Source organism: Actinomadura montaniterrae (assembly GCF_008923365.1).
Lineage (GTDB): Bacteria > Actinomycetota > Actinomycetes > Streptosporangiales > Streptosporangiaceae > Spirillospora > Spirillospora montaniterrae.
Genome location: NZ_WBMR01000155.1, coordinates 1 through 21,903, shown reverse-complemented (window position 1 = coordinate 21,903; position 21,903 = coordinate 1). Strand labels below are relative to the sequence as shown.

General features: G+C 74.7%; 18 protein-coding genes, 2 pseudogenes and 1 riboswitch. Of the genes and pseudogenes, 12 read left to right on the top strand and 8 right to left on the bottom strand.

Annotation, left to right across the window (positions count from 1 at the left end):
* The 6 genes and pseudogenes from F9B16_RS51490 to F9B16_RS35930 all read left to right on the top strand — a co-directional run.
* Positions 1-570: pseudogene (locus tag F9B16_RS51490) on the top strand (hypothetical protein); the annotation flags it as partial.
* Positions 571-651: 81 nt separating this feature from the next.
* A complete protein-coding gene (locus tag F9B16_RS35950; protein WP_151544684.1) occupies positions 652-1,746 on the top strand; it encodes an LLM class flavin-dependent oxidoreductase in 1,095 nt (364 codons plus the stop codon).
* Entirely contained in the window at positions 1,743-2,336 is a 594-nt protein-coding gene (locus F9B16_RS35945; RefSeq protein WP_151544683.1) for an FMN reductase, read from the top strand. The genes F9B16_RS35950 and F9B16_RS35945 overlap by 4 nt, the downstream gene beginning before the upstream one ends.
* 60 nt (positions 2,337-2,396) lie before the next feature.
* The gene (locus F9B16_RS35940) at positions 2,397-2,738 is read left to right on the top strand and encodes an ArsR/SmtB family transcription factor (RefSeq protein ID WP_151544682.1); all 342 of its coding nucleotides are present in this window, start codon (positions 2,397-2,399) and stop codon (positions 2,736-2,738) included.
* Positions 2,735-3,367 carry an SRPBCC family protein gene (locus tag F9B16_RS35935; RefSeq protein WP_151544681.1) on the top strand — a complete coding sequence of 211 codons (633 nt, stop codon included), beginning with the start codon at positions 2,735-2,737 and terminating at the stop codon, positions 3,365-3,367. Before F9B16_RS35940 ends, F9B16_RS35935 begins: the two co-directional genes overlap by 4 nt.
* 10 nt (positions 3,368-3,377) lie before the next feature.
* A complete protein-coding gene (locus F9B16_RS35930) occupies positions 3,378-5,333 on the top strand; it encodes a HEAT repeat domain-containing protein (RefSeq protein WP_151544680.1) in 1,956 nt (651 codons plus the stop codon).
* A gap of 8 nt (positions 5,334-5,341) precedes the next feature.
* Here the strand turns inward: F9B16_RS35930 and cobN are convergent, their stop codons facing one another.
* Complete coding sequence (gene cobN / locus F9B16_RS35925; RefSeq protein ID WP_151544679.1) at positions 5,342-8,893, bottom strand: cobaltochelatase subunit CobN; 3,552 nt, start codon at positions 8,891-8,893, stop codon at positions 5,342-5,344.
* Positions 8,894-8,956: 63 nt separating this feature from the next.
* A riboswitch (cobalamin riboswitch) is annotated at positions 8,957-9,074 on the bottom strand.
* Positions 9,075-9,157: 83 nt separating this feature from the next.
* Here cobN and F9B16_RS35920 point away from each other — a divergent pair.
* The 4 genes from F9B16_RS35920 to cobJ are packed head-to-tail and all read left to right on the top strand — an operon-like array spanning position 9,158 to position 13,533.
* Positions 9,158-10,225 (top strand): hypothetical protein, encoded by a 1,068-nt coding sequence (locus tag F9B16_RS35920; RefSeq protein ID WP_151544678.1) that lies wholly within the window; start codon positions 9,158-9,160, stop codon positions 10,223-10,225.
* A 37-nt stretch (positions 10,226-10,262) separates the two neighbouring features.
* A complete protein-coding gene (locus F9B16_RS35915) occupies positions 10,263-11,414 on the top strand; it encodes a nitrite/sulfite reductase (RefSeq protein ID WP_151544677.1) in 1,152 nt (383 codons plus the stop codon).
* The gene (locus F9B16_RS35910) at positions 11,411-12,031 is read left to right on the top strand and encodes a precorrin-8X methylmutase (RefSeq protein WP_151544676.1); all 621 of its coding nucleotides are present in this window, start codon (positions 11,411-11,413) and stop codon (positions 12,029-12,031) included. Before F9B16_RS35915 ends, F9B16_RS35910 begins: the two co-directional genes overlap by 4 nt.
* Positions 12,031-13,533, top strand: a complete 1,503-nt coding sequence (cobJ, locus tag F9B16_RS35905) for a precorrin-3B C(17)-methyltransferase (protein ID WP_151544675.1) — start codon at positions 12,031-12,033, stop codon at positions 13,531-13,533. Before F9B16_RS35910 ends, cobJ begins: the two co-directional genes overlap by 1 nt.
* Here the strand turns inward: cobJ and F9B16_RS35900 are convergent.
* Positions 13,521-14,276, bottom strand: coding sequence for a cobalt-precorrin-6A reductase (locus F9B16_RS35900; RefSeq protein WP_151544674.1), 756 nt, complete (start codon positions 14,274-14,276; stop codon positions 13,521-13,523). The two genes, cobJ and F9B16_RS35900, sit on opposite strands and share 13 nt — an antisense overlap.
* Positions 14,277-14,293: 17 nt before the next feature.
* Between F9B16_RS35900 and F9B16_RS35895 the strand changes: the two genes are divergently transcribed.
* Positions 14,294-15,331 (top strand): cobalt-precorrin-5B (C(1))-methyltransferase, encoded by a 1,038-nt coding sequence (locus F9B16_RS35895; protein ID WP_225992234.1) that lies wholly within the window; start codon positions 14,294-14,296, stop codon positions 15,329-15,331.
* A 6-nt stretch (positions 15,332-15,337) separates the two neighbouring features.
* On the opposite strand, the gene cobM is transcribed toward F9B16_RS35895, so the two are convergent.
* From cobM to F9B16_RS35875, 4 genes are all read right to left on the bottom strand, one after another.
* Positions 15,338-16,078, bottom strand: a complete 741-nt coding sequence (gene cobM / locus F9B16_RS35890) for a precorrin-4 C(11)-methyltransferase (RefSeq protein ID WP_151544672.1) — start codon at positions 16,076-16,078, stop codon at positions 15,338-15,340.
* On the bottom strand, positions 16,075-17,343 hold the full coding sequence (cbiE, locus tag F9B16_RS35885; RefSeq protein ID WP_151544671.1) for a precorrin-6y C5,15-methyltransferase (decarboxylating) subunit CbiE: 1,269 nt from the start codon (positions 17,341-17,343) through the stop codon (positions 16,075-16,077). The genes cobM and cbiE overlap by 4 nt, the downstream gene beginning before the upstream one ends.
* Complete coding sequence (locus F9B16_RS35880) at positions 17,336-17,746, bottom strand: pyridoxamine 5'-phosphate oxidase family protein (protein ID WP_151544670.1); 411 nt, start codon at positions 17,744-17,746, stop codon at positions 17,336-17,338. Before F9B16_RS35880 ends, cbiE begins: the two co-directional genes overlap by 8 nt.
* Positions 17,747-17,813: 67 nt before the next feature.
* Positions 17,814-18,215 (bottom strand): SIR2 family NAD-dependent protein deacylase, encoded by a 402-nt coding sequence (locus F9B16_RS35875; protein WP_318839276.1) that lies wholly within the window; start codon positions 18,213-18,215, stop codon positions 17,814-17,816.
* Positions 18,216-18,468: 253 nt separating this feature from the next.
* On the opposite strand from F9B16_RS35875, the gene F9B16_RS35870 reads away from it, so the two are divergent.
* The gene (locus tag F9B16_RS35870) at positions 18,469-20,181 is read left to right on the top strand and encodes an MFS transporter (protein ID WP_225992233.1); all 1,713 of its coding nucleotides are present in this window, start codon (positions 18,469-18,471) and stop codon (positions 20,179-20,181) included.
* A 108-nt stretch (positions 20,182-20,289) separates the two neighbouring features.
* On the opposite strand, the gene F9B16_RS35865 is transcribed toward F9B16_RS35870, so the two are convergent.
* Positions 20,290-21,261 carry a hypothetical protein gene (locus F9B16_RS35865; RefSeq protein WP_151544669.1) on the bottom strand — a complete coding sequence of 324 codons (972 nt, stop codon included), beginning with the start codon at positions 21,259-21,261 and terminating at the stop codon, positions 20,290-20,292.
* Between the two features lie 191 nt (positions 21,262-21,452).
* Positions 21,453-21,903 (bottom strand): annotated as a pseudogene (locus F9B16_RS51485) (hypothetical protein); the annotation flags it as partial.

Here is a 21,903-nt window from a genome sequence, read left to right as displayed (position 1 = left end):
CGGGCCGCGCGGCTGGACCTGCTCGCGGCGGCGGAGGACGGCCGGGCCGCGCGCACCGCGCTGGCGGAGTTCTGGCTGCGCCGGATCATGGCTCCGCTGCCGGACGAGCGGGTCGAGGCGTTCCTGGAGATGGTGGTCCCGCCGCCGCCCGCCGACCCGACGCCGGCGCAGGTGGTCGCCTACGCCGAGATGGTCGTCCTGGCCGGTGACCGGTCGCTGAACCGGCGGCTGCTGGCGCAGGGGCGGTCGAACGTGCGGGTCGTGGGTGACGAGGAGTCGCTGCTGGCCGGGATGAGCGAGGCGATGGAGCTGGCGGCGCCCCTCGTCCTGGCGGGGGAGGCGCCGGGGCCCGGCGCGGCCCTGGACCGGTTCGTCGCCGCCCACGTCGCGGGGAGGAAGGGCAGGGACACCCCGGAGTTCCGGCGCCGGATCCTGCGCGACTCCGAGGCGGAGCGCGACGCGCGGGTGGCCCGGTACTGGGACCTGTTCCGGCTGGTGACGGGCGATCCGGTGACCCTCGGCGCGCTGCACTTCTGGCTGCTCGACGCGCTCGAGCGGTCCGTGCCCTAGCGGGGACGCGGCGTGCGGAATAGCGGGACGGGCGGCCGGGTTCGGTAGGGTAATTGAAACTTCTACTACTTGGAGGCCGGCATGCAGTTCGGGATCTTCACGGTCGGCGACGTCACCGCCGACCCGACCACCGGCCGGACCCCGTCCGAGGCCGAGCGGATCCAGGCGATGGTCACGATCGCGCTCAAGGCCGAGGAGGCCGGCCTCGACGTCTTCGCCACCGGCGAGCACCACAACCCGCCGTTCGTGCCGTCGTCCCCGACGACCATGCTCGGCTACATCGCGGCGCGCACCGAGCGGCTCATCCTGTCCACCGCGACCACGCTGATCACCACGAACGACCCGGTGAAGATCGCCGAGGACTTCGCGATGCTGCAGCACCTCGCGGGCGGCCGCGTCGACCTGATGATGGGGCGCGGCAACACCGGGCCCGTCTACCCCTGGTTCGGCAAGGACATCCGCGACGGCATCCCGCTCGCGATCGAGAACTACCACCTGCTGCACCGGCTCTGGCGCGAGGACGTCGTCGACTGGGAGGGCAAGTACCGCACGCCGCTCCAGTCGTTCACCTCGACGCCGCGCCCGCTGGACGGCGCGCCGCCGTTCGTGTGGCACGGCTCGATCCGCAGCCCGGAGATCGCCGAGCAGGCCGCCTACTACGGCGACGGGTTCTTCGCGAACCACATCTTCTGGCCCACCGACCACTTCCAGCGGCTGATCGGCCTCTACCGCCGCCGCTACGAGCACTACGGCCACGGGTCCGCCGACCAGGCGATCGTCGGCCTCGGCGGCCAGGTGTTCATGCGGAAGAACTCCCAGGACGCCGTCCGCGAGTTCCGGCCCTACTTCGACAACGCGCCCGTCTACGGGCACGGGCCGTCGCTGGAGGAGTTCACCCGCGAGACGCCGCTGACCGTCGGCAGCCCGCAGCAGGTGATCGACAGGACCCTGACGTTCCGCGACCACTTCGGCGACTACCAGCGGCAGCTGTTCCTGATGGACCACGCGGGACTGCCGCTGAAGACCGTCCTGGAGCAGATCGACATGCTGGGCGAGGAGGTCGTCCCGGTGCTGCGCAAGGAGTTCGAGGCGCTGCGGCCCGCGCACGTCCCGGCGACCGCGCCGACGCACGCGTCGCTGGTCGCGGCCAAGGAGAACGCGGAGGTGACCCGATGACGACGCTCGCCGTCGTTTCCGCCGGGCTCGGGCGGCCCTCGTCCACGCGGCTGCTCGCCGACCGGCTCGCCGAGTCGGCCGCGCGGGCGCTCGGCGGGGACGTGTCCACCGAGACCGTCGAGCTGCGCGACCACGCCCACGCGATGGTGGACGCGAACCTCACCGGCTTCCCGTCGGGCGATTTCCGCGCCGCCGTCGAGTCGGTGACCGGCGCGGACGGCCTGATCGCCGTAACGCCGGTGTTCAACGCGTCCTACAGCGGCCTGTTCAAGACGTTCTTCGACGTCATCGAGCGCGGTGACCTGGAGGGCAAGCCGGTGCTGCTCGGCGCGACCGGCGGCACCGCCCGGCACTCGCTGGCCATCGACTTCGCGATGCGCCCGCTGTTCGCCTACCTGCGCGCGAACGCCATGCCGACTGCCGTGTTCGCCGCGTCCGAGGACTGGGGGAGCGGCGACACCGGCCTGCCCGACCGGATCGCCCGCGCCGGCGCCGAGCTCGCCGCCGCGATCGCCGGGCGGCCCGCCGCCGCGAAGTCCGACCCGTACGACGAACCCGTCCCGTTCGAGGACCTCCTCGCCGGCCGCTGACCCGCCGGCCTCGTTGTTTAAGGCTTGACTTATATAAGTCGCGCCTGTATGTTGAGGGCCGTGCACGCCTTCGATGTGCTGGGCGACCCGGTCCGGCGCCGCATCCTCGAGCTGCTCGCCGACGGCGAGCGGTCCTCGGGCGAGGTGTCGTCGGTCATCCGGGAGGAGTTCGGCATCTCGCAGCCCGCCGTCTCGCAGCACCTCAAGGTGCTGCGGGAGGCGGGCTTCGCGGTCGTCCGGCCGGACGGGACCCGGCGCCTCTACCGCGTCGGCTCCGCGCCGCTCCAGGAGATCGACGCCTGGCTCGACCGCTTCCGCCGCTACTGGACGCCGCATCTGGACGCCCTGGCCACCGAGATCGCCAGGGGCCGGCGCGCACGCCGCACCGAGGAGGAACCGTGATCGAAGTGACCGGGCAGATCAACGACGTGCGCCGCCGGGTCGGCGAGCGCGAGATGGAGGCCGGCACCGCCCGCGCCGTCGTCATCAGCCAGACCTACGCCGCCCCCGTCGAGGACGTGTGGGACGCCGTCACCAGCCCCGAGCGGATCCCGCGCTGGTTCCTGCCCGTCTCGGGCGACCTGCGCGCCGGCGGCCGCTACCAGCTCGAAGGCAACGCCGGCGGCACCGTCGAGCGCTGCGACCCGCCCAAGAGCTTCTTCGCCACCTGGGAGTTCGCCGGCCAGACCAGCTGGATCGAGGTGCGGCTCACGCCCGAGGAGGGCGGCCGGACGCGGTTCGAGCTGGAGCACATCACGCACGTCGACGACCACTGGGAGCAGTTCGGGCCCGGCGCGGTCGGCGTCGGCTGGGACATGGGCCTGCTCGGCCTGTCCCTGCACCTGTCGACCGGGAAGGACGTCCCGGCGGACCTCGGCCCCGAATGGCAGGCGTCCGACGAGGCCCGCGCCTTCATGACCGGCTGCGCGGAAGGCTGGTACGCGGCGGACGCCGCGTCCGGCACGCCGCAGGCCGAGGCCCGCGCCCGCACCGATCGCACCATCGCCGCCTACACCGGATCCGTGGAATGATCTCCGTCTCGTGACGCTTCTCCAGGGCTTGGGCGAGATCGACTGGTCTGCCCTGCGGCACGCCTACGGCTCCGCCGAAGACGTCCCCGGCCTGCTGCGCGCCGCCGCCGAGAACGTCGAAGCGGTGGACGACCTCGACAGCCGGCTCTACCACCAGGGCGGATTCGTCTGCGACGCCGCCACGGCGGCCCTGCCGTACCTGGTCGAGCTGGCGGCGGCACCGGGCACCGCCGACCGGATCGGCCTCCTGGAACTGCTCGGACGGCTCGTCCACGAGGCGAACACGATCCCGCGCGTGGACGCCGGCTGGCCGGACGCCTGGGCCCCCGAACTGCCCCGCCTGCTCGCCCTGCTCGACGATCCCGACGTCGCCGTCCGGCGGAAACTGGCGAGCACACTGTCGGCCGCCGTGAGCGACGCGGACGCGATCGTCCCGGCGCTGCGCACCACGTGGGACGGCGAGGACGACGCGGCGGCGCGGCTCGGGCTCGTCCTCGCCGCCGGCGAACTGGCGCCCGGCTGCACGGTCGACGTGCTGCCCGAGACGCTCGTCTGGCTCCGCGACCTGCGCACATCGGACGACCCGCAGCTCCGGCTCGCCGCTGAGACGGCGGTCTCGGCGGCGGTCGGCGCGCAGCGCCCGGACCTCGCCGTGGCCGTCGAGGCGCTCCGCGGCGACATCGCGGTCTGGCGGGACGTCCCGTGGGTCGGCGGCATGAGCCCGGAGCTCGTCCCGTACTTCGGCGGCGGCGCGTCCCGGCTGCTCGGCTGGATCGCGGGCGGGATCAAGGACGACCCGTCCGCACGCCTCGACCTGTGCACGGCCTTCATCGGCGACGCCGACGCCGACCGCCGGATCGGCGCCGTCCGCGTCGCCGCGGACCTGCTGAGCGACCGGCGGTCGCCGGTGCGGCGCCTGCTGCCGGGGCTCGCGGCTCTCGCCACCGACGAGTCGTCCGCGGCGCGCTCCTACGCCGTTCATCTGCTCGCGGCACTGGACGAGGGCGACGCCGACCTGCTCGCGGCCCGGCTCGGCGACGACGCGCCGCTGTCCCGGCGCGGCCGCGGGCGGATCTCCGACTTCGCCGCCTGGGGCCTGGCCTGGCGCAAGGACGCCCGCTGCGTCCCCCACCTGGTGGAACGCCTCGCGGAGAAGCCGCCAGGGAGTGACGCCTACTACGGTCCATCACCGTTCATCAACGCTCCGCCGGCGATCCTCCACTCGCTGACGCCGCTCGTTCACCACGCGGACGACCTCCTGCCCGCGATCCGGGCGCGGATGGACGGCGTCGACTCCGGCCGCACCCTCGCGCGAGTGCTGCAGGAGTGGGGGCCACCGGCGGCGCCGGCCGTGCCCGAACTCGTCCGGCTGCTCGGCACCGAGGCCGCCGCGCAGGCCGCGATCGCGATCGGCGCGATCGGCCCGGCCGCCGCCGACGCGGTGGACGCCCTCCGCGCGGGCGCCGAGCACCCGGACGATCGGGTCGCGGGGCAGCGGAGGTTCACGTTCCCCTGGGCGTTCTTCAAGGTCACGGGTGATCCGGCGCCGCTGCTCGGTGTCGCGGACGCCCTGCTCGACCAGCGGTACCCGGGCGGGGATCTGCGGCTCCTCGCCGATCTCGGCGCGCACGGCGCCGCCTACGCCGACCATCTCCGGATGCTCATGAGGTCGAGTGACGACTGGGCGCGAACGGAGGCGGCCAACGCCTACCACCGGGTCACCGGCGACGTGGACGCCGCCGCGGACGTTCTGTCCGGCGCGGCGTACGACCTGGCGCGGGGCGAATACCTGCCGTTCCGATGGGCGGCGTTGCGGTATCTGGCCGACATGGGAGGCGCCGTGCCCGGTGGCTGGGCGGTGCGCGAGATCCTCGACTCCGACCGGCGGCACCGCAACCACGGCGGCTGGCGAGGCTTCGCGGAGGACCGCGATCTGCGCGCGATCGCCGCACGCCTCCTCGGGTAGGCCGCGGCTCAGCCGGAGTCCTCCAGGTCGCCTTCGACTTCGAGGTAGAGGCGCTTCAGCGCGTCGAGGGTGTCCTGTTCCGGGTGCTCCCACATGCCGCGGTCGGCGGCTTCGAGGAGCCGTTCGGTGATGCCGTGCAGCGCCCACGGGTTCGACTCGTTGAAGAACGCCTGGTTCTCGGCGTCGAGGGCGTACGTCCGCGCGAGCTTCTCGTACATCCAGTCGGCGACGACCCCGGCGGTCGCGTCGTAGCCGAACAGGTAGTCGACGGTCGCGGCCAGCTCGAACGCGCCCTTGTAGCCGTGCCGGCGCATCGCGGCGAGCCAGCGCGGGTTGACGACGCGGGCACGGAAGACGCGGGAGGTCTCCTCGTCGAGCGTGCGGGTGCGGACGGCGTCCGGGCGGGTGCTGTCGCCGATGTAGGCCTTCGGCGCCTTGCCGGTCAGCGCCCGCACCGTCGCGATCATGCCGCCGTGGTACTGGAAGTAGTCGTCGGAGTCGGCGATGTCGTGCTCGCGCGTGTCGGTGTTCTTCGCGGCGACGCTGATCCGCCGGTAGGCGTTCTCCATGTCGCCGCGCGCCGGGACGCCGTCCAGCCCGCGCCCGTAGGCGTAGCCGCCCCACACCGCGTACACCTCGGCGAGGTCGGAGTCGTCGCGCCAGTTCCGGCTGTCGATCAGCGGCAGGATCCCGGCCCCGTACGCGCCGGGCCGCGACCCGAACACCCGCAGCGTCGCCCGCCGCTCGTCGCCGCCCTTGGCGAGGTCGGCGCGGACGTGCGCGCGGACGAAGTTCATCTCGTCGGGCTCGTCCTGGTCCGCCGCGACCCGCACGGCGTCGTCGAGCATCGCGACGGCGTGCGGGAACGCGTCGCGGAAGAACCCGCTGATCCGGATCGTCACGTCGATGCGCGGGCGGCCCAGCTCGTCGAGCGGCACCGCCTCGAGACCGGTGACGCGGCGGGACGCCTCGTCCCACACCGGCCGGACGCCGAGCAGCGCGAGGACCTCGGCGATGTCGTCGCCGGACGTGCGCATCGCGCTGGTGCCCCACACCGACAGCCCGACCGAGCGCGGCCACTCGCCGGTGTCCTCCCGGTACCGGTCCAGCAGCGAGTCGGCCATCGCGCGGCCGGTGTCGTAGGCGAGCCGGGACGGGACGGCCTTCGGATCGACGGAGTAGAAGTTCCGGCCGGTCGGCAGCACGTTGATCAGGCCGCGCAGCGGGGACCCGCTCGGCCCGGCCGGCACGTACCCGCCGTCGAGGGCGTGCAGCACCATCCCGATCTCGTCGCGGGTCTTCTCCAGCCGCGGGACGATCTCCGTCGCGGCGAACCGGAGGATGTCGGCGACCGGCCCGTCCGCGATGCCGGACGCGGCGGCCGGGTCCCAGCCGCGCTCCTCCATCGCGGCGACCAGCGCCCGCGCCCGCTCCTCGACCGCGTCGACCTCGTTCCGGGAGCCGCCGTCCTCCTTCAGGCCGAGCGCCTCGCGCAGGCCGGGCAGCGTCACCGAACCGCCCCACATCTGCCGCGCCCGCAGCATCGCCAGCACCAGGTCGACGCGCGTCTCCCCGGCCGGGGCCGCGCCGAGGACGTGCAGGCCGTCGCGGATCTGGACGTCCTTCACCTCGCACAGCCAGCCGTCCACGTGCAGCAGGAAGTCGTCGAACTCGGCGTCGTGCGGGCGGTCGTCCAGGCCGAGGTCGTGGTCCAGGCGGGCGGCCTGGATCAGCGTCCAGATCTGCGCGCGGATCGCGGGCAGCTTCGCCGGGTCGAGCGCCGCGATGTTCGCGTGCTCGTCGAGGAGCTGCTCCAGCCGCGCGATGTCGCCGTAGCTCTCCGCCCGCGCCATCGGCGGGATCAGGTGGTCGACGAGCGTCGCGTGCGCGCGCCGCTTCGCCTGCGTGCCCTCGCCCGGGTCGTTCACCAGGAACGGGTAGACCAGCGGCAGGTCCCCGACCGCCGCGTCCGGCCCGCAGGACGCCGACATCCCGGCGGACTTGCCCGGCAGCCACTCCAGGTTCCCGTGCTTGCCGACGTGGACGATCGCGTCCGCGCCGAACTCGTCCGCGATCCACCGGTACGCCGCCAGGTAGTGGTGGCTCGGCGGGAGGTCGGGGTCGTGGTAGATCGCGACGGGGTTCTCGCCGAACCCGCGCGGCGGCTGCACCATCACGACGACGTTCCCGGACCGCAGCGCGGCGAGCACGATCTCGCCGTCGGGGTCGCGGGAGTCGTCCACGAACAGCTCGCCGGGCGGCGGGCCCCAGTGCCGCTCGATGCCGTCGCGCAGGTCCTGCGGGAGCGTCGCGTACCAGGCCCTGTACCGCGCCGCCGGGATGCGGACGGGGTTGCCGGTGAGCTGCGCCTCGGTCAGCCAGTCGGGGTCCTGCCCGCCCGCCGCGATGAGCGCGTGCATCAGCGCGTCGCCCTCGGCGGGCAACTCGTCGCCGACGTCGTAGCCGTGGTCGCGCATCTCGGCGAGCAGCTTCACGACGCTGGCCGGGGTGTCGAGGCCGACCGCGTTGCCGATCCGCGCGTGCTTGGTCGGGTACGCCGACAGCATCAGCGCGACCCGCTTGTCCCGCGCCGGGACGTGCCGCAGCCGCGCGTGCCGGACGGCGATCCCGGCGACCCGCGCGGCGCGCTCCGCGTCGGCGACGTAGACGCTGAGGCCGTCCTCGTCGGTCTCCTTGAACGAGAACGGCACCGTGATGATCCGGCCGTCGAACTCCGGCACCGCCACCTGCGTCGCGGTGTCCAGCGGCGACAGCCCGTCGTCGTTGGCCTCCCACGCGGCGCGCTCGCTGGTCAGGCACAGCCCTTGCAGGATCGGGACGTCCAGCCCGGCGAGCGCGCCGACGTCCCACGCCTCGTCGTCGCCGCCCGCGCCCGCGAACGCCGGCTTGGTGCCGCCCGCGGCGAGCACGGTGACGACCAGCGCGTCCGCCCGTCCGAGCGTGTCCAGGAGTTCCTTCTCGGCGGTGCGCAGCGACGCGCAGAACACCGGGAGCGCCTGCCCGCCCTTCGCCTCGATCTGCTCGCACAGCGCCTCGACGAACGCGGTGTTCCCGGCGAGGTGATGGGCGCGGTAGTACAGGACGCCGACGACCGGCCCCTCGTCCGACCGGCTCTCACGCTCCAGCACGCCCCAGGTCGGGGTGGGCGACGGGGCAGCGAACCCGAACCCGGTGAGCAGCACCGTGTCGGACAGGAAGCCGAACAGCTCGGCGAGATTGCCGGGACCGCCGTGCGCCAGGTAGGCGTGTGCCTCCGCGCTCACCCCGGCGGGTACGGTCGACAGCTCCATCAGTTCGGCGTCCGGTGCCTGCTCGCCGCTGAGCACCACGACCGGCCGAGGCCCCGCGAGCAGCGCGTCGAGGCCCTCCTCCCACGCGCGCCGGCCGCCGAGCAGCCGCACGACCACCAGGTCGGTGCCGTCCACCAGGGCGGGCAGGTCGTCCACGGACGTGCGGGCCGGGTTGGCGAGCCTGAAGTCGGCGCCGCTGGCGCGCGCACTGAGCAGGTCGGTGTCCGAAGTGGACAGCAGCAGGATCACGCGGATCGCGTCCTCACCCGGGGTCCTCGCCCCGAATCGCAGGTCAAGACAGCGGCGGCACGGAGTCTCCTGGCTCCCGGATCGGCGCTCGCCCCGGCCTTCCCGCTCGCGCGGTGGCCTTGCGTGGGGTCCGCTCCCCGGTGACAGTGGCGGGACCGCGCCGGATTCGCACCGGCTTCCTCCCTTGCCGCCGCCCACACCCTAACCCGATTCCCCCGCCTCCGGCGCGGCCGGGGGAGCCGCCCGCCGTGGGACGATCTTCCGATGCGACGGGAGAGCGAGCCGGTGTCATGGCGGTTCCAGCGCTGGGCGGCGCCCGCCGCGCTGGCGGTCCTGGTCGCCGCCGCCATCGCCGCGGTCGGCGCGACGGTGGGCGGAGAGACCCCGCAGACGGCAGGGCGTTTCGTCTACCAGGCACCGCGCTTCTTGCTCAGCGCGGGACGGCAGGGGCCGTGGATCGAGGTGCGTACGCCGCCCACCGTGAACGGGCCCGGGCGCGTCGTCGACATGGTGCGGCCGCCGGACTCCGCCGGCGAGGTGCAGGAGATCCTCGCCGGGCCGGGCGGGAGCTTCGTGGTCGCGGCGTCCCGGAGCGACCCGTGCGAGACGCGTCTCTTCCGGTTCCGGCTGACCGGTGACGGCCACGTGACCGGGCTCGCGCCGATACGCGGCGGCACCACCCCGGTGCTGGTCGCGGGCCTCGCGATGAACCGCCGAGGCGACCGGCTCGCCTACACGACCGCCCCCTGCGCGCCGAACCCGCCGCAGGCGCCGGCGCCCGCGAACCCGCCGCGCGCCGCGCTGACCGTGCTCGACACCGCGACGGGGAGCCGCCGCACCTGGAGCGCGGCCGGGCCCTCGGTCATCGGCGAGATCGTCTGGGCCCGCGACGGTCGGACGCTCGGCTACACGACCGGCGACGTCGTCCCCGCGGCCGGGCGGGACGCCCCGATCCGGAACGTGACCGTCCGCGCGACCGACACCCGCGAAGGCGGATCCGGCCTGCGCGAGGGACGGGTGCTGTTCCGTGCGCCGGACGGTCCGGGCGCGGTCTCGTCCGCCACCATGGGCCCGGACGGCCGCTCCGGCTACGGGACGATGAGGCGGCCGGACGCCACCGTCATCTTCTCCTTCACCGAGGGGAAGCCGATGCGGGTCACCAGCACGATCCCGCAGAAGCCCAACACCCTCACCGCGATCGCCTTCACGACGAGCGGGGAACCGCGTTATGCCTGCTTGAACGGCCTGGACGCGTTCGGCAGGGCCGTCGACGGCGCGTTCCAGACGGCCTTCGCGGGGTTCGGGCACTGCGGCTCGGCGATGGCCTACTGAGCGGTCGCGTTCCCCGGTCCGGGTTAGAGTTCCGGCCGTGTCGTCGTCTTCGCGTTCGGGACCGGACCGGTGTCCGGGGGCCCTGCGGGTGCACGCCGCCGCCGATGGGGGGCTGGCGCGCGTCCGGCTGCCCGGCGGCGCGCTCGCGCGGGCGCAGCTCGACGCGCTGGCCGCCGCCTCGCGCGCGCTGGGCGACGGGTTCCTCGAACTGACGTCGCGCGCGAACCTGCAGATCAGGGGGCTCGCCGACGGGGCCGAGACCGAGCTGGGCGAGCGGCTGCGCGAGGCCGGGCTGCTGCCGTCCGCGACGCACGAACGCGTCCGCAACATCCTCGGCAGCGTGCTGACCGGACGCGACGGAGACGGCCTGCTGGACGCCCGGCCCGTCGTGGCGGCGCTGGACGCGGGCCTCTGCGCCGACCCGGAGCTCGCCGGCCTCCCCGGCCGGTTCCTGTTCGCGGTGGACGACGGGCGCGGCGACGTCATCGCGCTGCGCGCCGACGTCGGCCTGTACGCGGTGGTGCCGGACGCGTTCGCGCTGGTCCTCGCCGGAAAGGACAGCGGCCTGCGGGCCCGTCCCGAGGACGCCGCCGCGCTCGCGCTGGACGCCGCCCGCGCGTTCCTGCGCGTCCGGACGAGCGAATGGCGGCTCGCCGAACTCGGCCGCGACCTTCCGCTGGCCGGGGACCGGGCGGAACCCGTGCCGGTTCCCGCGGCCCCGCGCAGGACGCCGCTCGGCGCGATCCCGCAGCGGGACGGGCGGACGGCGTTCTCCGGGCTCGTCCCGCTCGGCCGCCTCGACCCGGCCGGGCTGGGCGCCGCCGGGGAGATCATTGTCACTCCGTGGCGGGGCGTCGTCATTCCCGGCGTCGCGGACATGTCACACTTCCCTGGCCTGGTCACCGGACCCGACTGGGCGGGGCTGACGTCCTGCGCGGGCCGTCCCGGCTGCGCGAAGTCGCTCACCGACGTGCGCGCGGACGCGGCCCGGGCCCGCCGCGCCGGCGGCGGCCTGCCGGTGCACTGGTCGGGCTGCGAGCGGCAGTGCGGGCGGCCCGCCGACCGGCACGTCGCGGTCGTGGCCGTCCCCGGCGGCTACGAGGTGCGGCTCGGCGGCGAGGTCCGCGCCCGGCCGCACGACCTGACGGCGACGGCGGCGGCCGCCGCCACGACACGGAGGAGCGAGTGATCGACTACGTCCGCGACGGCGCGGAGATCTACCGGCGGTCGTTCGCGACCATCAGGGCGGAGGCGGACCTCGCGGGGCTGCCGGACGACGTCGCCCGGGTCGCCGTCCGCATGATCCACTCGTGCGGGATGACCGACCTGGTCCGCGACCTGGACCACGCGCCCGGCGTCGTCGCGGCGGCCCGGGAAGCCCTGCTGGCCGGGCGCCCGATCCTGTGCGACGCGCGGATGGTCGCGGCGGGCGTCACCCGCCGGCGCCTCCCGGCGGGCAACGACGTGGTCTGCACGCTCGCCGACCCCCGCGTGCCCGCGCTCGCGGAGAAACTCGGCACCACCCGCAGCGCCGCCGCGCTGGAGCTGTGGCGGGACCGGCTCGGCGGCTCCGTCGTCGCGATCGGCAACGCGCCGACCGCGCTGTTCCGGCTGCTGGAGATGGTCGCGGACGGCGCGCCCCGGCCCGCCGCCGTGCTCGGGATCCCGGTCGGGTTCATCGGCGCGGCCGAGTCCAAGGACGCGCTCGCCGCGTCCGGCCTGCCGTACCTGGTGGTGCGCGGGCGGCGCGGCGGCAGCGCGATGACCGCCGCCGCGATCAACGCCATCGCCAGCGAGGAAGAGTGATGACCGGACACCTGTACGGGGTGGGGCTCGGCCCCGGCGACCCGGAACTGATCACGGTGAAGGCGGCCCGGCTCGTGGAGTCCGCGGACGTGGTCGTCCACCACGCGGCGCGCCACGGGCGCAGCATCGCCCGCCGCATCGCGGCCCCCCACCTGCGCGAAGGGCAGATCGAGGAAGCGCTCATCTACCCGGTCACGACGGAGAGGACCGACGACTACCGGGCGGTGCTGGAGGAGTTCTACGAGCGGTGCGCGGCACGGCTCGCCGAGCACCTCGACGCCGGACGCGACGTCGTCGTGCTGTGCGAGGGCGACCCGTTCTTCTACGGCTCGTACATGCACCTGCACAAGCGGCTCTCCGGCCGGTACCCGACGACGGTCGTGCCGGGCGTGACGTCGGTGAGCGCCGCGTCCGCCGAGCTGGGCCGCCCCCTCGTGGAGCGCGACGAGGTGCTGACCGTCCTGCCGGGCACGCTGCCGCCCGGCGACCTGGCCCGCCGCCTCGCCGCGACCGACTCGGCCGCTGTGCTGAAGCTCGGCCGGACGTTCGGCGGCGTCCGCGCGGCCCTGGACGAGGCGGGCCGCCTGGGCGACGCCTGGTACGTCGAGCGCGCCACCACCGACGGGCAGCGGGCGCTGCCGCTCGCCGACGTCGATCCGGAGACCGTCCCGTACTTCTCCGTCGCGATCCTGCCGAGCCGCGTGCACGAGCGGACCCGCCGCGAGCTGCCGGAACCCGCCGCGCCGGGAGAGGGACGCGGCGAGGTCGCGATCGTCGGGCTCGGCCCCGCGGGCCGCGAATGGCTCACCCCCGAGGCGCAGGACGCCCTCGCCGCCGCCGACGACCTCGTCGGATACGCCCCCTACCTGGCGCGGGTGCCCGCGAACCCCCGGCAGGAGCGGCACGCGTCCGACAACCGGGTCGAGTCGGAGCGGGCCGAGTTCGCGCTCGCGCTGGCCGAGCGGGGACGCCGCGTGGCGGTGGTGTCGTCGGGCGACCCGGGCGTGTTCGCGATGGCCGCCGCCGTGCTGGAGGTCGCCGCCGAGGAGCGCTGGAAGGACGTCCCGGTGCGGGTCCTGCCCGGGCTGACCGCCGCGAACGCCGTCGCGTCCCGGATCGGCGCGCCGCTCGGGCACGACTACTGCGTGCTGTCGCTGTCGGACCGGCTGAAGCCCTGGGACGTCATCGCGTCCCGCCTCGCCGCCGCCGCGGCCGCCGACCTGGTCATCGCGATCTACAACCCGGCGTCGAAGACCCGGAAGGAGCAGGTCGCCAAGGCCCGCGACGTGCTGCTGGAGCACCGCACGCCGGACACGCCGGTCGTCATCGGGCGCGACGTCGGCGGGCCGGAGGAGAGCGTCCGGGTGGTCCGGCTCGGCGACCTCGACGCGGACGGTGTCGACATGCGGACGCTGCTGCTGGTCGGCTCGTCGCAGACGACGGTCGCCGAGCGCGGCGACGGCCGCACCACCGTCTTCACACCGCGCCGCTATCCGGCATGAGCGAGCCAGGCCACCGCTTCCTCGACCGTCGCGGCGATCGGGACGCCGTCCGGCGCGGGCGGCCGGTCGACCATGACGACCGGGACGCCGAGGGTGCGGGCGGCGGTGAGCTTCGCGGAGGTCATCGCGCTGCCGCTGTCCTTGGTGACCAGCGCGTCGATCGCGTGCTCGCGCATCAGCGCCAGCTCCTCGTCGACGGTGAACGGCCCGCGCGCGAGGACCGTCTCCATGCGCGGCGGCAGCGGCGGCTCCGGCGGGTCGACGGACCGGACGAGGAACCAGCGGCGCGCGTCGCCCGCGAACGCGGCGAGGTTCTTGCGGCCGGTGGTCAGGAAGACGCGCTCGCCGGGCAGGTCCGCGGCGGCGGCCTCCAGCGACGGGACGCGCCGCCAGTCGTCGCCGGGCCCCTCCGTCCAGCCGGGGCGGCGCAGCACCAGCAGCGGGACCCCGGTCCGCTCCGCCGCGAGGACGGCGGACTCGGTCATCAGCGCGGCGAACGGATGCGTCGCGTCGACGACCGCGCCGATCCGCTCGTCGCGCAGCCACGCCGCGAGCCCGTCCGGTCCGCCGAACCCGCCGATGCGGGTGCGGCCCGGCGGCAGGCCGGGGTCGGCGGTCCGGCCCGCCAGCGAGCTGATCACGTCGTAGCGGGGGTCGGCGGCGAGGGCTTCGGCGAGCCGCCGCGCCTCACCGGTGCCACCGAGCAGCAGGACGCGCCTGGTCTCTTCCGCACGCAGGGTCACGGGACCAGGGTATTGCCGTGAGCGATCTCCGTTACGGCTGGACGACCGGCGCGTGCGCGACCGCCGCGACCAAGGCCGCGCACGCCGCGCTGCTCACGGGCGAGTTCCCCGACCCCGTCGAGATCACGCTGCCGAAGGGGCAGACGCCCGCGTTCGCGCTGGCCGTCGAGGAGCTCGGCGACGGGTTCGCGACGGCCGGGATCGTCAAGGACGCCGGCGACGACCCCGACGTCACGCACGGCGCGCTCGTCCGCTCGACCGTCCGGCCGGGCCCGCCCGGCAGCGGCGTCGTGTTCCGCGCGGGCCCGGGCGTCGGCACGGTCACCCGCCCCGGCCTGCCCCTCGACGTGGGCGAACCGGCGATCAACCCGGTGCCGCGCCGGATGATGCGCGAGGTCCTCGGCGACGCCGACGTCATCGTGGAGATCTCCGTCGACGGCGGCGAGGAGCTGGCGCGCCGGACGTGGAACCCGCGCCTCGGCATCCTCGGCGGGCTGTCGATCCTCGGCACGACCGGCGTCGTCGTCCCGTACTCCTGCTCGGCGTGGATCGACAGCATCCGGCGCGGTGTGGACGTCGCGCGGGCGATGGGGCGCGAGCACGTCGCGGGCGCGACCGGCAGCACGTCCGAGAAGGTCGCCGCCGACCTGTACGGGCTGCCGGAGGACGCGCTGCTCGACATGGGCGACTTCGCCGGCGCCGTGCTGAAGTACCTGCGCCGCCACCCGGTGCCGAGGCTGACGATCGCCGGCGGCATCGGCAAGCTCGCGAAACTCGCCGCCGGCCACCTCGACCTGCACTCCAAGCGCTCGCAGGTCGACTTCGGCGTCCTCGCGGCCATGGTCGGCGACGCGGACACCGCCGAGCGGGTGCGCGGCGCCAACACCGCGCTCGACGCCCTCCAGATCTGCCAGCGCGCTGCCGTTCCGCTCGGCGACCTGGTGGCCGCCCGCGCCCGCGAGACCGCCCTCGCCACCTTGCGCGGCGCCCCCGTCGCCGTCGACGTCATCGTGATCGACCGCGCCGGCACGATCGTCGGCCGCGCCGGCCCGTGAGGTTGGTCAGCGGCAGCGGGCGGTGGAGTAGAGGTGGCTGTCGGTGAACTTCGCGGCGGTCAGGACGCGGCCGACGATGATCACCGCGGTGCGCCGGATGCCCGCCTCCCGGACCTTCGCGGTGATGTCGGCGAGCGTGCCGCGGACGATCACCTCGTCCTCGCGGGACGCGTAGGCGACCACGGCGACCGGGCAGTCCCCGCCGTAGTTCGGGACCAGCTCGTCCACCACCGACTCGATCCGCTGGACGGCCAAATGCAGCACCATCGTCGCGCCGCTCCGGCCGAGCGTCGCGAGGTCCTCGCCCGGCGGCATCGGCGTCGCCCGCGCCGACGTGCGGGTCAGCACCACGGTCTGCGCCACCTCCGGGACGGTCAGCTCCCGGCCCAGCGAGGCCGCCGCCGCCGCGAACGCGGGCACACCCGGCGTCACGTCGTACGGAACGCCCGCCGCGTCCAGCCGCCGCATCTGCTCCGCCATCGCGCTGAACACCGACGGGTCGCCCGAATGCAGCCGCGCCACGTCCTGCCCGCGCCCATGGGCGGCGACGAGCTCGGCGACGATGTCGTCCAGCACCATGCTCGCCGTGTTCACCAGCCGCGCGCCCCCCGGGCACCACCCCAGCACCTCCGGCGGGACGAGGCTCCCCGCGTACAGGCACACCGGCGACGCCGCGACCAGGTCCCGGCCGCGGACGGTCATCAGGTCGGCGGCGCCCGGCCCGGCGCCGATGAAGTGCACGGTCACCGGTCGTCCCCCCGCGTCGCGGCCCACTGCGTCACCGGCATCATCGGCCGCCAGCCGGTGAACCCGCCGACCGCGCCCGCGCGCCCGATCTCGATCCTGGTCAGGTCGCCGCCGAGCCGCTCGCGCGCCTGCGTCACCACCCGCTCCGACTCGATCGTGACGGCGTTGACGACCAGCCGCCCGCCCGGCCGCAGCGCCTCCCAGCACGCGTCCACCATCCCCGGCGCGGTGACGCCGCCGCCGATGAACACCGCGTCCGGCGCGCCGAGGCCCGCCAGCGCGGCGGGCGCCTCCCCGACGACGACCCGGATCCCCGGCACGCCCAGGGCCCGCGCGTTCGCCTCGATCCGTTCGGCGCGCCGCGGCCGCTCCTCGATCGCGATCGCCCGGCACGACCGGTGCGCGCGCATCCACTCGATCCCGATGCTGCCGGCGCCGGCCCCGACGTCCCACAGCAGCTCGCCCGGCACCGGCCCCAGCCGCGCCAGGGTGATCGCCCGGACCTCCCGCTTGGTGATCTGCCCGTCGTGGTCGTAGGAGTCGTCCGGCAGGCCCGGCACGACCGGCGTCCCGGGGCCCGCGCAGCGGATCGCGACGACGTTCAGCGCGGCCGGATCGTCCGGGACGGGGCCGACCCGCTCGTCCTCCGCGCCCAGCCGCTCCAGGACGGTCACCTCGCTGCCGCCGTAGCCGCGCTCGTCCAGCAGCGCCCTGACCTCGGCGGGCGTGTCCGCGCCCGCGCTCAGCACCAGCACCCGGCGGCCCGGCGCCAGTACCGCGGTCAGCACCGACAGCGGACGCCCCACCGCGCTGACGACCTCGGTGTCCTCCACCGGCCAGCGGAGCCGCGCGCACGCCAGCGACAGCGACGACGCGTGCGGCACCACCCGCACCCGGTCCGCGCCCAGCAGCCGGACCAGCGTCGTCCCGACCCCGTAGAACATTGGGTCGCCGCTCGCCGCGACCGCGATCCGGCGGCCCCGGTGCGCCTCGAACAGCGACGGCAGCCCCGGCAGCATCGGCGACGGCCACAGCGCCCGCTCGGCGTCCAGCGACGGCAGCAGCCCGAGCTGCCGCGGCCCGCCCATGATCACGTCCGCCTTGCGGAACGCGTCTCGGGCGGGCTCGGTGAGGCCGTCCCAGCCGTCCGCGCCCATCCCGACGACCCAGACGCCCGCCGCCCCCGGCGCGTCCACCGGCGCGGCCGCCGCCGCGTCCACCGGCGCGTCCACCCGCAGGTCCGGCCGGGTGATCCCGTCAGACATTGCCGAGCACCCGCCCGACCGCGATCTCGATCACGACCCGCTGCGGGTTGGCGCGCGGCGGCTTGTACCGCTCGGCGTACCGGCGCTCGGCGTCCGCGACGGCGGCGGCGTCCGTCCGCAGGACGGCCCGGCCCTCGACCGTGACCCAGTGCCGGCCGTCCACCTGGCTCACCGCGACCGGCAGCCCCGCCTCGCCCGCCGCCCGCACGTGCCGCGCCTTCGCCGACCCCGCCGAGGTGATCACGCGCACCAGCCCGGCCCCCGCGTCCAGCGTGGCGCCCACCGGCACCGCGTGCGGCGTGCCGTCCGGCCGGACCGTGACCAGCGTGCACACCCGGCGCTCCCGCCAGAACTCCCGGACCCGCTCGTCGTCCAGGCTCAGCCGGTGTCGTGTCCCCTGCATCTCGTCCTCTCGTCCGGGTGGTCAGCAGGATCCCAGAAACCGCCCGCACTCCGCGCGCCGGGCGGGGTCAGGCGGCGGCCAGCCGCGCGCACAGCGCCGGGACGGCCTCCCCGATCGGCTCCCGGACGACCTCGTCGGCGAGGTCGTCGTAGGGCGTCGGGTCGCGGTTCACGATGATCAGCCGGGCGCCGTGCTCGGCCGCGATCGCGCACAGCCGCGCCGCCGGGTCCACGGTCAGCGAGCTGCCGATCGCCACGAACACCTCCGACGCGCGGGCGATGTTCCCGGCCAGCGACAGCACGTCCGCGTCGAGGTACTGGCCGAACAGCACGATCCCCGGCTGCAGCACGCCGCCGGAGGCCGGGCAGGACGGATCGTCCTCGCCGCGCGCGATGACCTCGGCGGTCGGGGCGGACGCGCGGCAGCGCAGGCACGACGTGGTGGCCATGCTGCCGTGCAGCTCCAGCACCTTGCGGGGGCGTCGAGCCGGCCTTCTGGTGCAGCCCGTCGACGTCCCGGGTCCATACGCCGGACGGGCCCCGGTAGTCCGGGATGCCGGAGTCCGTGGAGATTCCCGCGCCGGTCAGCACGGCGATTCGTGCGGTCATGGGGGAGAACGTACGGGCCGGGAGGTGACAGGGTCACCCCGTTTTCCGCGCTGGCGGACATATGCCGTCATATGATTAGTTAGCGCAAGAAACTATCTCTGGGGAGGGGAGCGCGTGCCGACCAAGCACTATCCGTGGATCGCGCTGAGCAACACGACGCTGGGCATGCTGCTCGCGACGGTCAACTCCTCGATCGTGATCATCTCGCTGCCGGCGATCTTCCGCGGGATCCATCTGAACCCGCTGGAACCGGGCAACGTCAGCTACCTGCTGTGGATCCTGATGGGCTACATGCTCGTCTCCGCGGTGCTGGTGGTGACGCTCGGCCGGCTCGGCGACATGTTCGGGCGCGTCCGGATGTACAACGCCGGTTTCGCGGTCTTCACGGTCGGGACGATCGTGCTCGGGCTGGACCCGCTGCACGGCGGCGCCGGCGCCGTCTGGCTCATCGCCTGGCGGGTGTTCCAGGGCATCGGCGGCGCGATGCTCATGGCCAACTCCGCCGCGATCCTCACCGACGCGTTCCCGGCCGGCCGGCGCGGCATGGCGATGGGCGTCAACCAGGTCGCCGGCATCGCCGGGAGCTTCCTCGGCCTGGTCGCGGGCGGCCTGCTCAGCGAGGTCAACTGGCGGCTCGTGTTCTTCGCCTCCGCCCCGATCGGGCTGATCGGGACCGTCTGGGCGTACCGCAGCCTGGTCGAGACCGCCACCCGGGCCGTCCGCGCCCGGATCGACTGGATCGGCAACGCGACCTTCGCGGTCGGGCTGACCGCGCTGCTGGCCGCGATCACCTACGGGATCCAGCCCTACGGCGGCCACGACATGGGCTGGACGAACCCGTGGGTGCTGGCGGGCGTCATCGGCGGCGTCGTGGTCCTCGCGGTCTTCTGCTACATCGAGACCAAGGTCGACGAGCCGATGTTCCACCTCGACCTGTTCAGGATCCGCGCGTTCGCGGCCGGGAACGCCGCCGGGCTGCTCGCCGCGATCTCCCGCGGCGGCATGCAGTTCATGCTGATCATCTGGCTGCAGGGCATCTGGCTGCCGCTGCACGGCTACGACTTCGAGGACACCCCGCTGTGGGCCGGCATCTACCTGCTGCCACTGACCCTCGGTTTCCTGGTCGCCGGGCCGATCTCGGGCCACCTGTCCGACCGCTACGGGGCCCGCGCGTTCGCCTCCGGCGGGCTGCTGCTGTCCGCGCTGGCGTTCCTCGGCCTGTTGCTGATCCCGACGGACTTCAATTACGGGGTCTTCGCGCTGCTGATCTTCCTCAACGGGGTCGGCTCCGGGCTGTTCGCCGCGCCCAACACCACCGCGATCATGAACTCGGTGCCGGCCGGGCAGCGCGGCGCCGCGTCCGGCATGCGCGCCACCTTCATGAACGCGGGCATGGTGCTGTCGATCGGGGTGTTCTTCTCGCTGATGATCGCCGGGCTGTCGAACTCGCTGCCGAAGACGCTGACCGGCGGGCTGACCTCGCACGGCGTCGCGCCCGACGTCGCCGCGCAGGTCGGCGGGACGCCGCCGGTCGGCACGCTGTTCGCGGCGTTCCTCGGCTACAACCCGATCCAGAACCTGCTGGAGCCCTTCCACGCGCTGGCGGGCATGGACCCGCACGACGTCGCCACGCTCACCGGACGGTCGTACTTCCCGCACCTGATCGCCGACCCGTTCCACCACGGCCTGGTGATCGTGTTCAGCATGGCCATCGCGATGTCGCTGATCGCGGCGCTGGCCTCGCTGCTGCGCGGCCGCCGCTACGTCCACGACGACACCGCGGCGGACGCGCCGGAGCCGGTGAAGGCCGGGAAGGACGCCTCCTGAACCGGCGAGACCGCCCCCTCCCGGCGGACCGCTGACGCGGCCCGCCGCACGAAACCCCGCCCCGGAACCCCCGGCCGCGTCCCGCGGCCGGGGGTTCCGCTCTGCGGCCTACTGCTTCGCCGGCTCGGGGCAGGACCCGGTGGTGGCGGTCGGGCTCGGCGCGGGCGCCGGGTCGCGCTCGGGGACGCCCGGGCCGGTCCGGCGCAGGTTGTGCTTCTTCATGACCGCCTGCAGGTCGGGGTTGCCGCCGCTGCCGTCGGCGTCGGCGAGCGCGGGGCACGCCCAGGCGTCCTGCCGGCCCCACGAGTAGCTGATGTCGAACGCGGGCCGCGGGACGAGCCGGTCCCAGCGGGCGAGGATCGCCTTCATCTCGCCGGCGGCCGGCAGCCGCCAGTTCTTCTCCCCGTCGCTGCAGGACTGCCCGAACGTCTGGAACACCGGCACGATCATCTTCGTGGAGAACCCGGCCCGGGTCGCCTGGCCGACCATCGTGTCGATCGCGTTCAGGTCGCATCCGTCGTGGCCGGAGCGGCACGGGTAGGGGTCGAGCCCGATCAGGTCGAGGTGGGTCTCGGACGGCTTGAGCGGCCCCATCGGCCAGTCCGTCAGCGACGCGAACGCCTTCTGGCCCGGCGCGTACCTGTGCACGATGTCGGCGCGCTGCCGCAGCTTCCCGGCGATGCCGGGGCACTGGTCGGGGTTCGGCTCGTCGGACAGGTACCAGCCGTACACGCGGTCGTCGCCCGCGAACCGCTTCACCGTGTCGGCGAACGCCGACGCGCTGTTCTGCTGGAAGTCCCCGCAGGTGGTGTTGCCGACCCACAGCAGCGCGCGGCCGCCCTTCGGCAGCGCGGCGAGGTCGCCGGCGTCGGGGTCCACGTCGAACAGGTCGTAGCCGAGCGCCGCGGCCTTCGCGCGGTCGCCCGCCGGCATGTTCAGCGCGGCGTGCAGGGTTCCGGTGACGAGGGGGGCGGCGGCGGGACGGGCGGCGGCGTCGCCCGGCGAGGGGGCGACGAGGTACCCGGTGACGGCGCCGCCGGCGGCGGCCGCGGCGGCCACCGCGAGCAGTTGCGTCTTCATGATGTCTCCCGGCATCGCTGACGCGGCATGGGCATGAGATGCGGGTCCAGCGTCGCACGGGAACGGGGCGGATCACGGGGGAAACCGGTCGAGGGCCGCGATGACCCCGGAAACGGACGGGACCGGCCGCCTTTTCGGACGGCCGGTCCCGGGACGAGCGGTGCGCTCGCGGTGCCGGTGGTGCGGAAGGGTCAGACGCGCCAGGAGCGGACGAGCTCGTCCAGCGCCGCCTGGTCGTAGACGATGCCCTGCTCGCCGAGCTCCCTGGCGACGAGCTCGCCGTCGCCGTGGTGCTTGGCCAGCAGCCGGTACACCGCGTACGGGAACCAGTGGTTGTCGCTGATCCGCCGGATCTCGGCCTCGTCGCAGGTGTAGCCCTCGGCACGCACCTCGTCGAGCGTCGCGGCGATGTCGCCGTGCCGCCGTTCGAGGATGTCGATGACGATGGTGCGCAGGTTCTCCGGGTCGGGGCCCGGGGCGGGCTCCTCGTGCGGGACGCCGACCGCGCTGCGGCCGTTGAGACTCCCGCGCGCGGCGGCGCTCACCACGGCCAGCTCCGGCTCCGGCTCGGGCGCCGGGGCCGGCTCGGGTTCGCGGGACGCGGCCGGCGGGGCCGCGGCGGAGGAGGCGGCGGACGGCGCC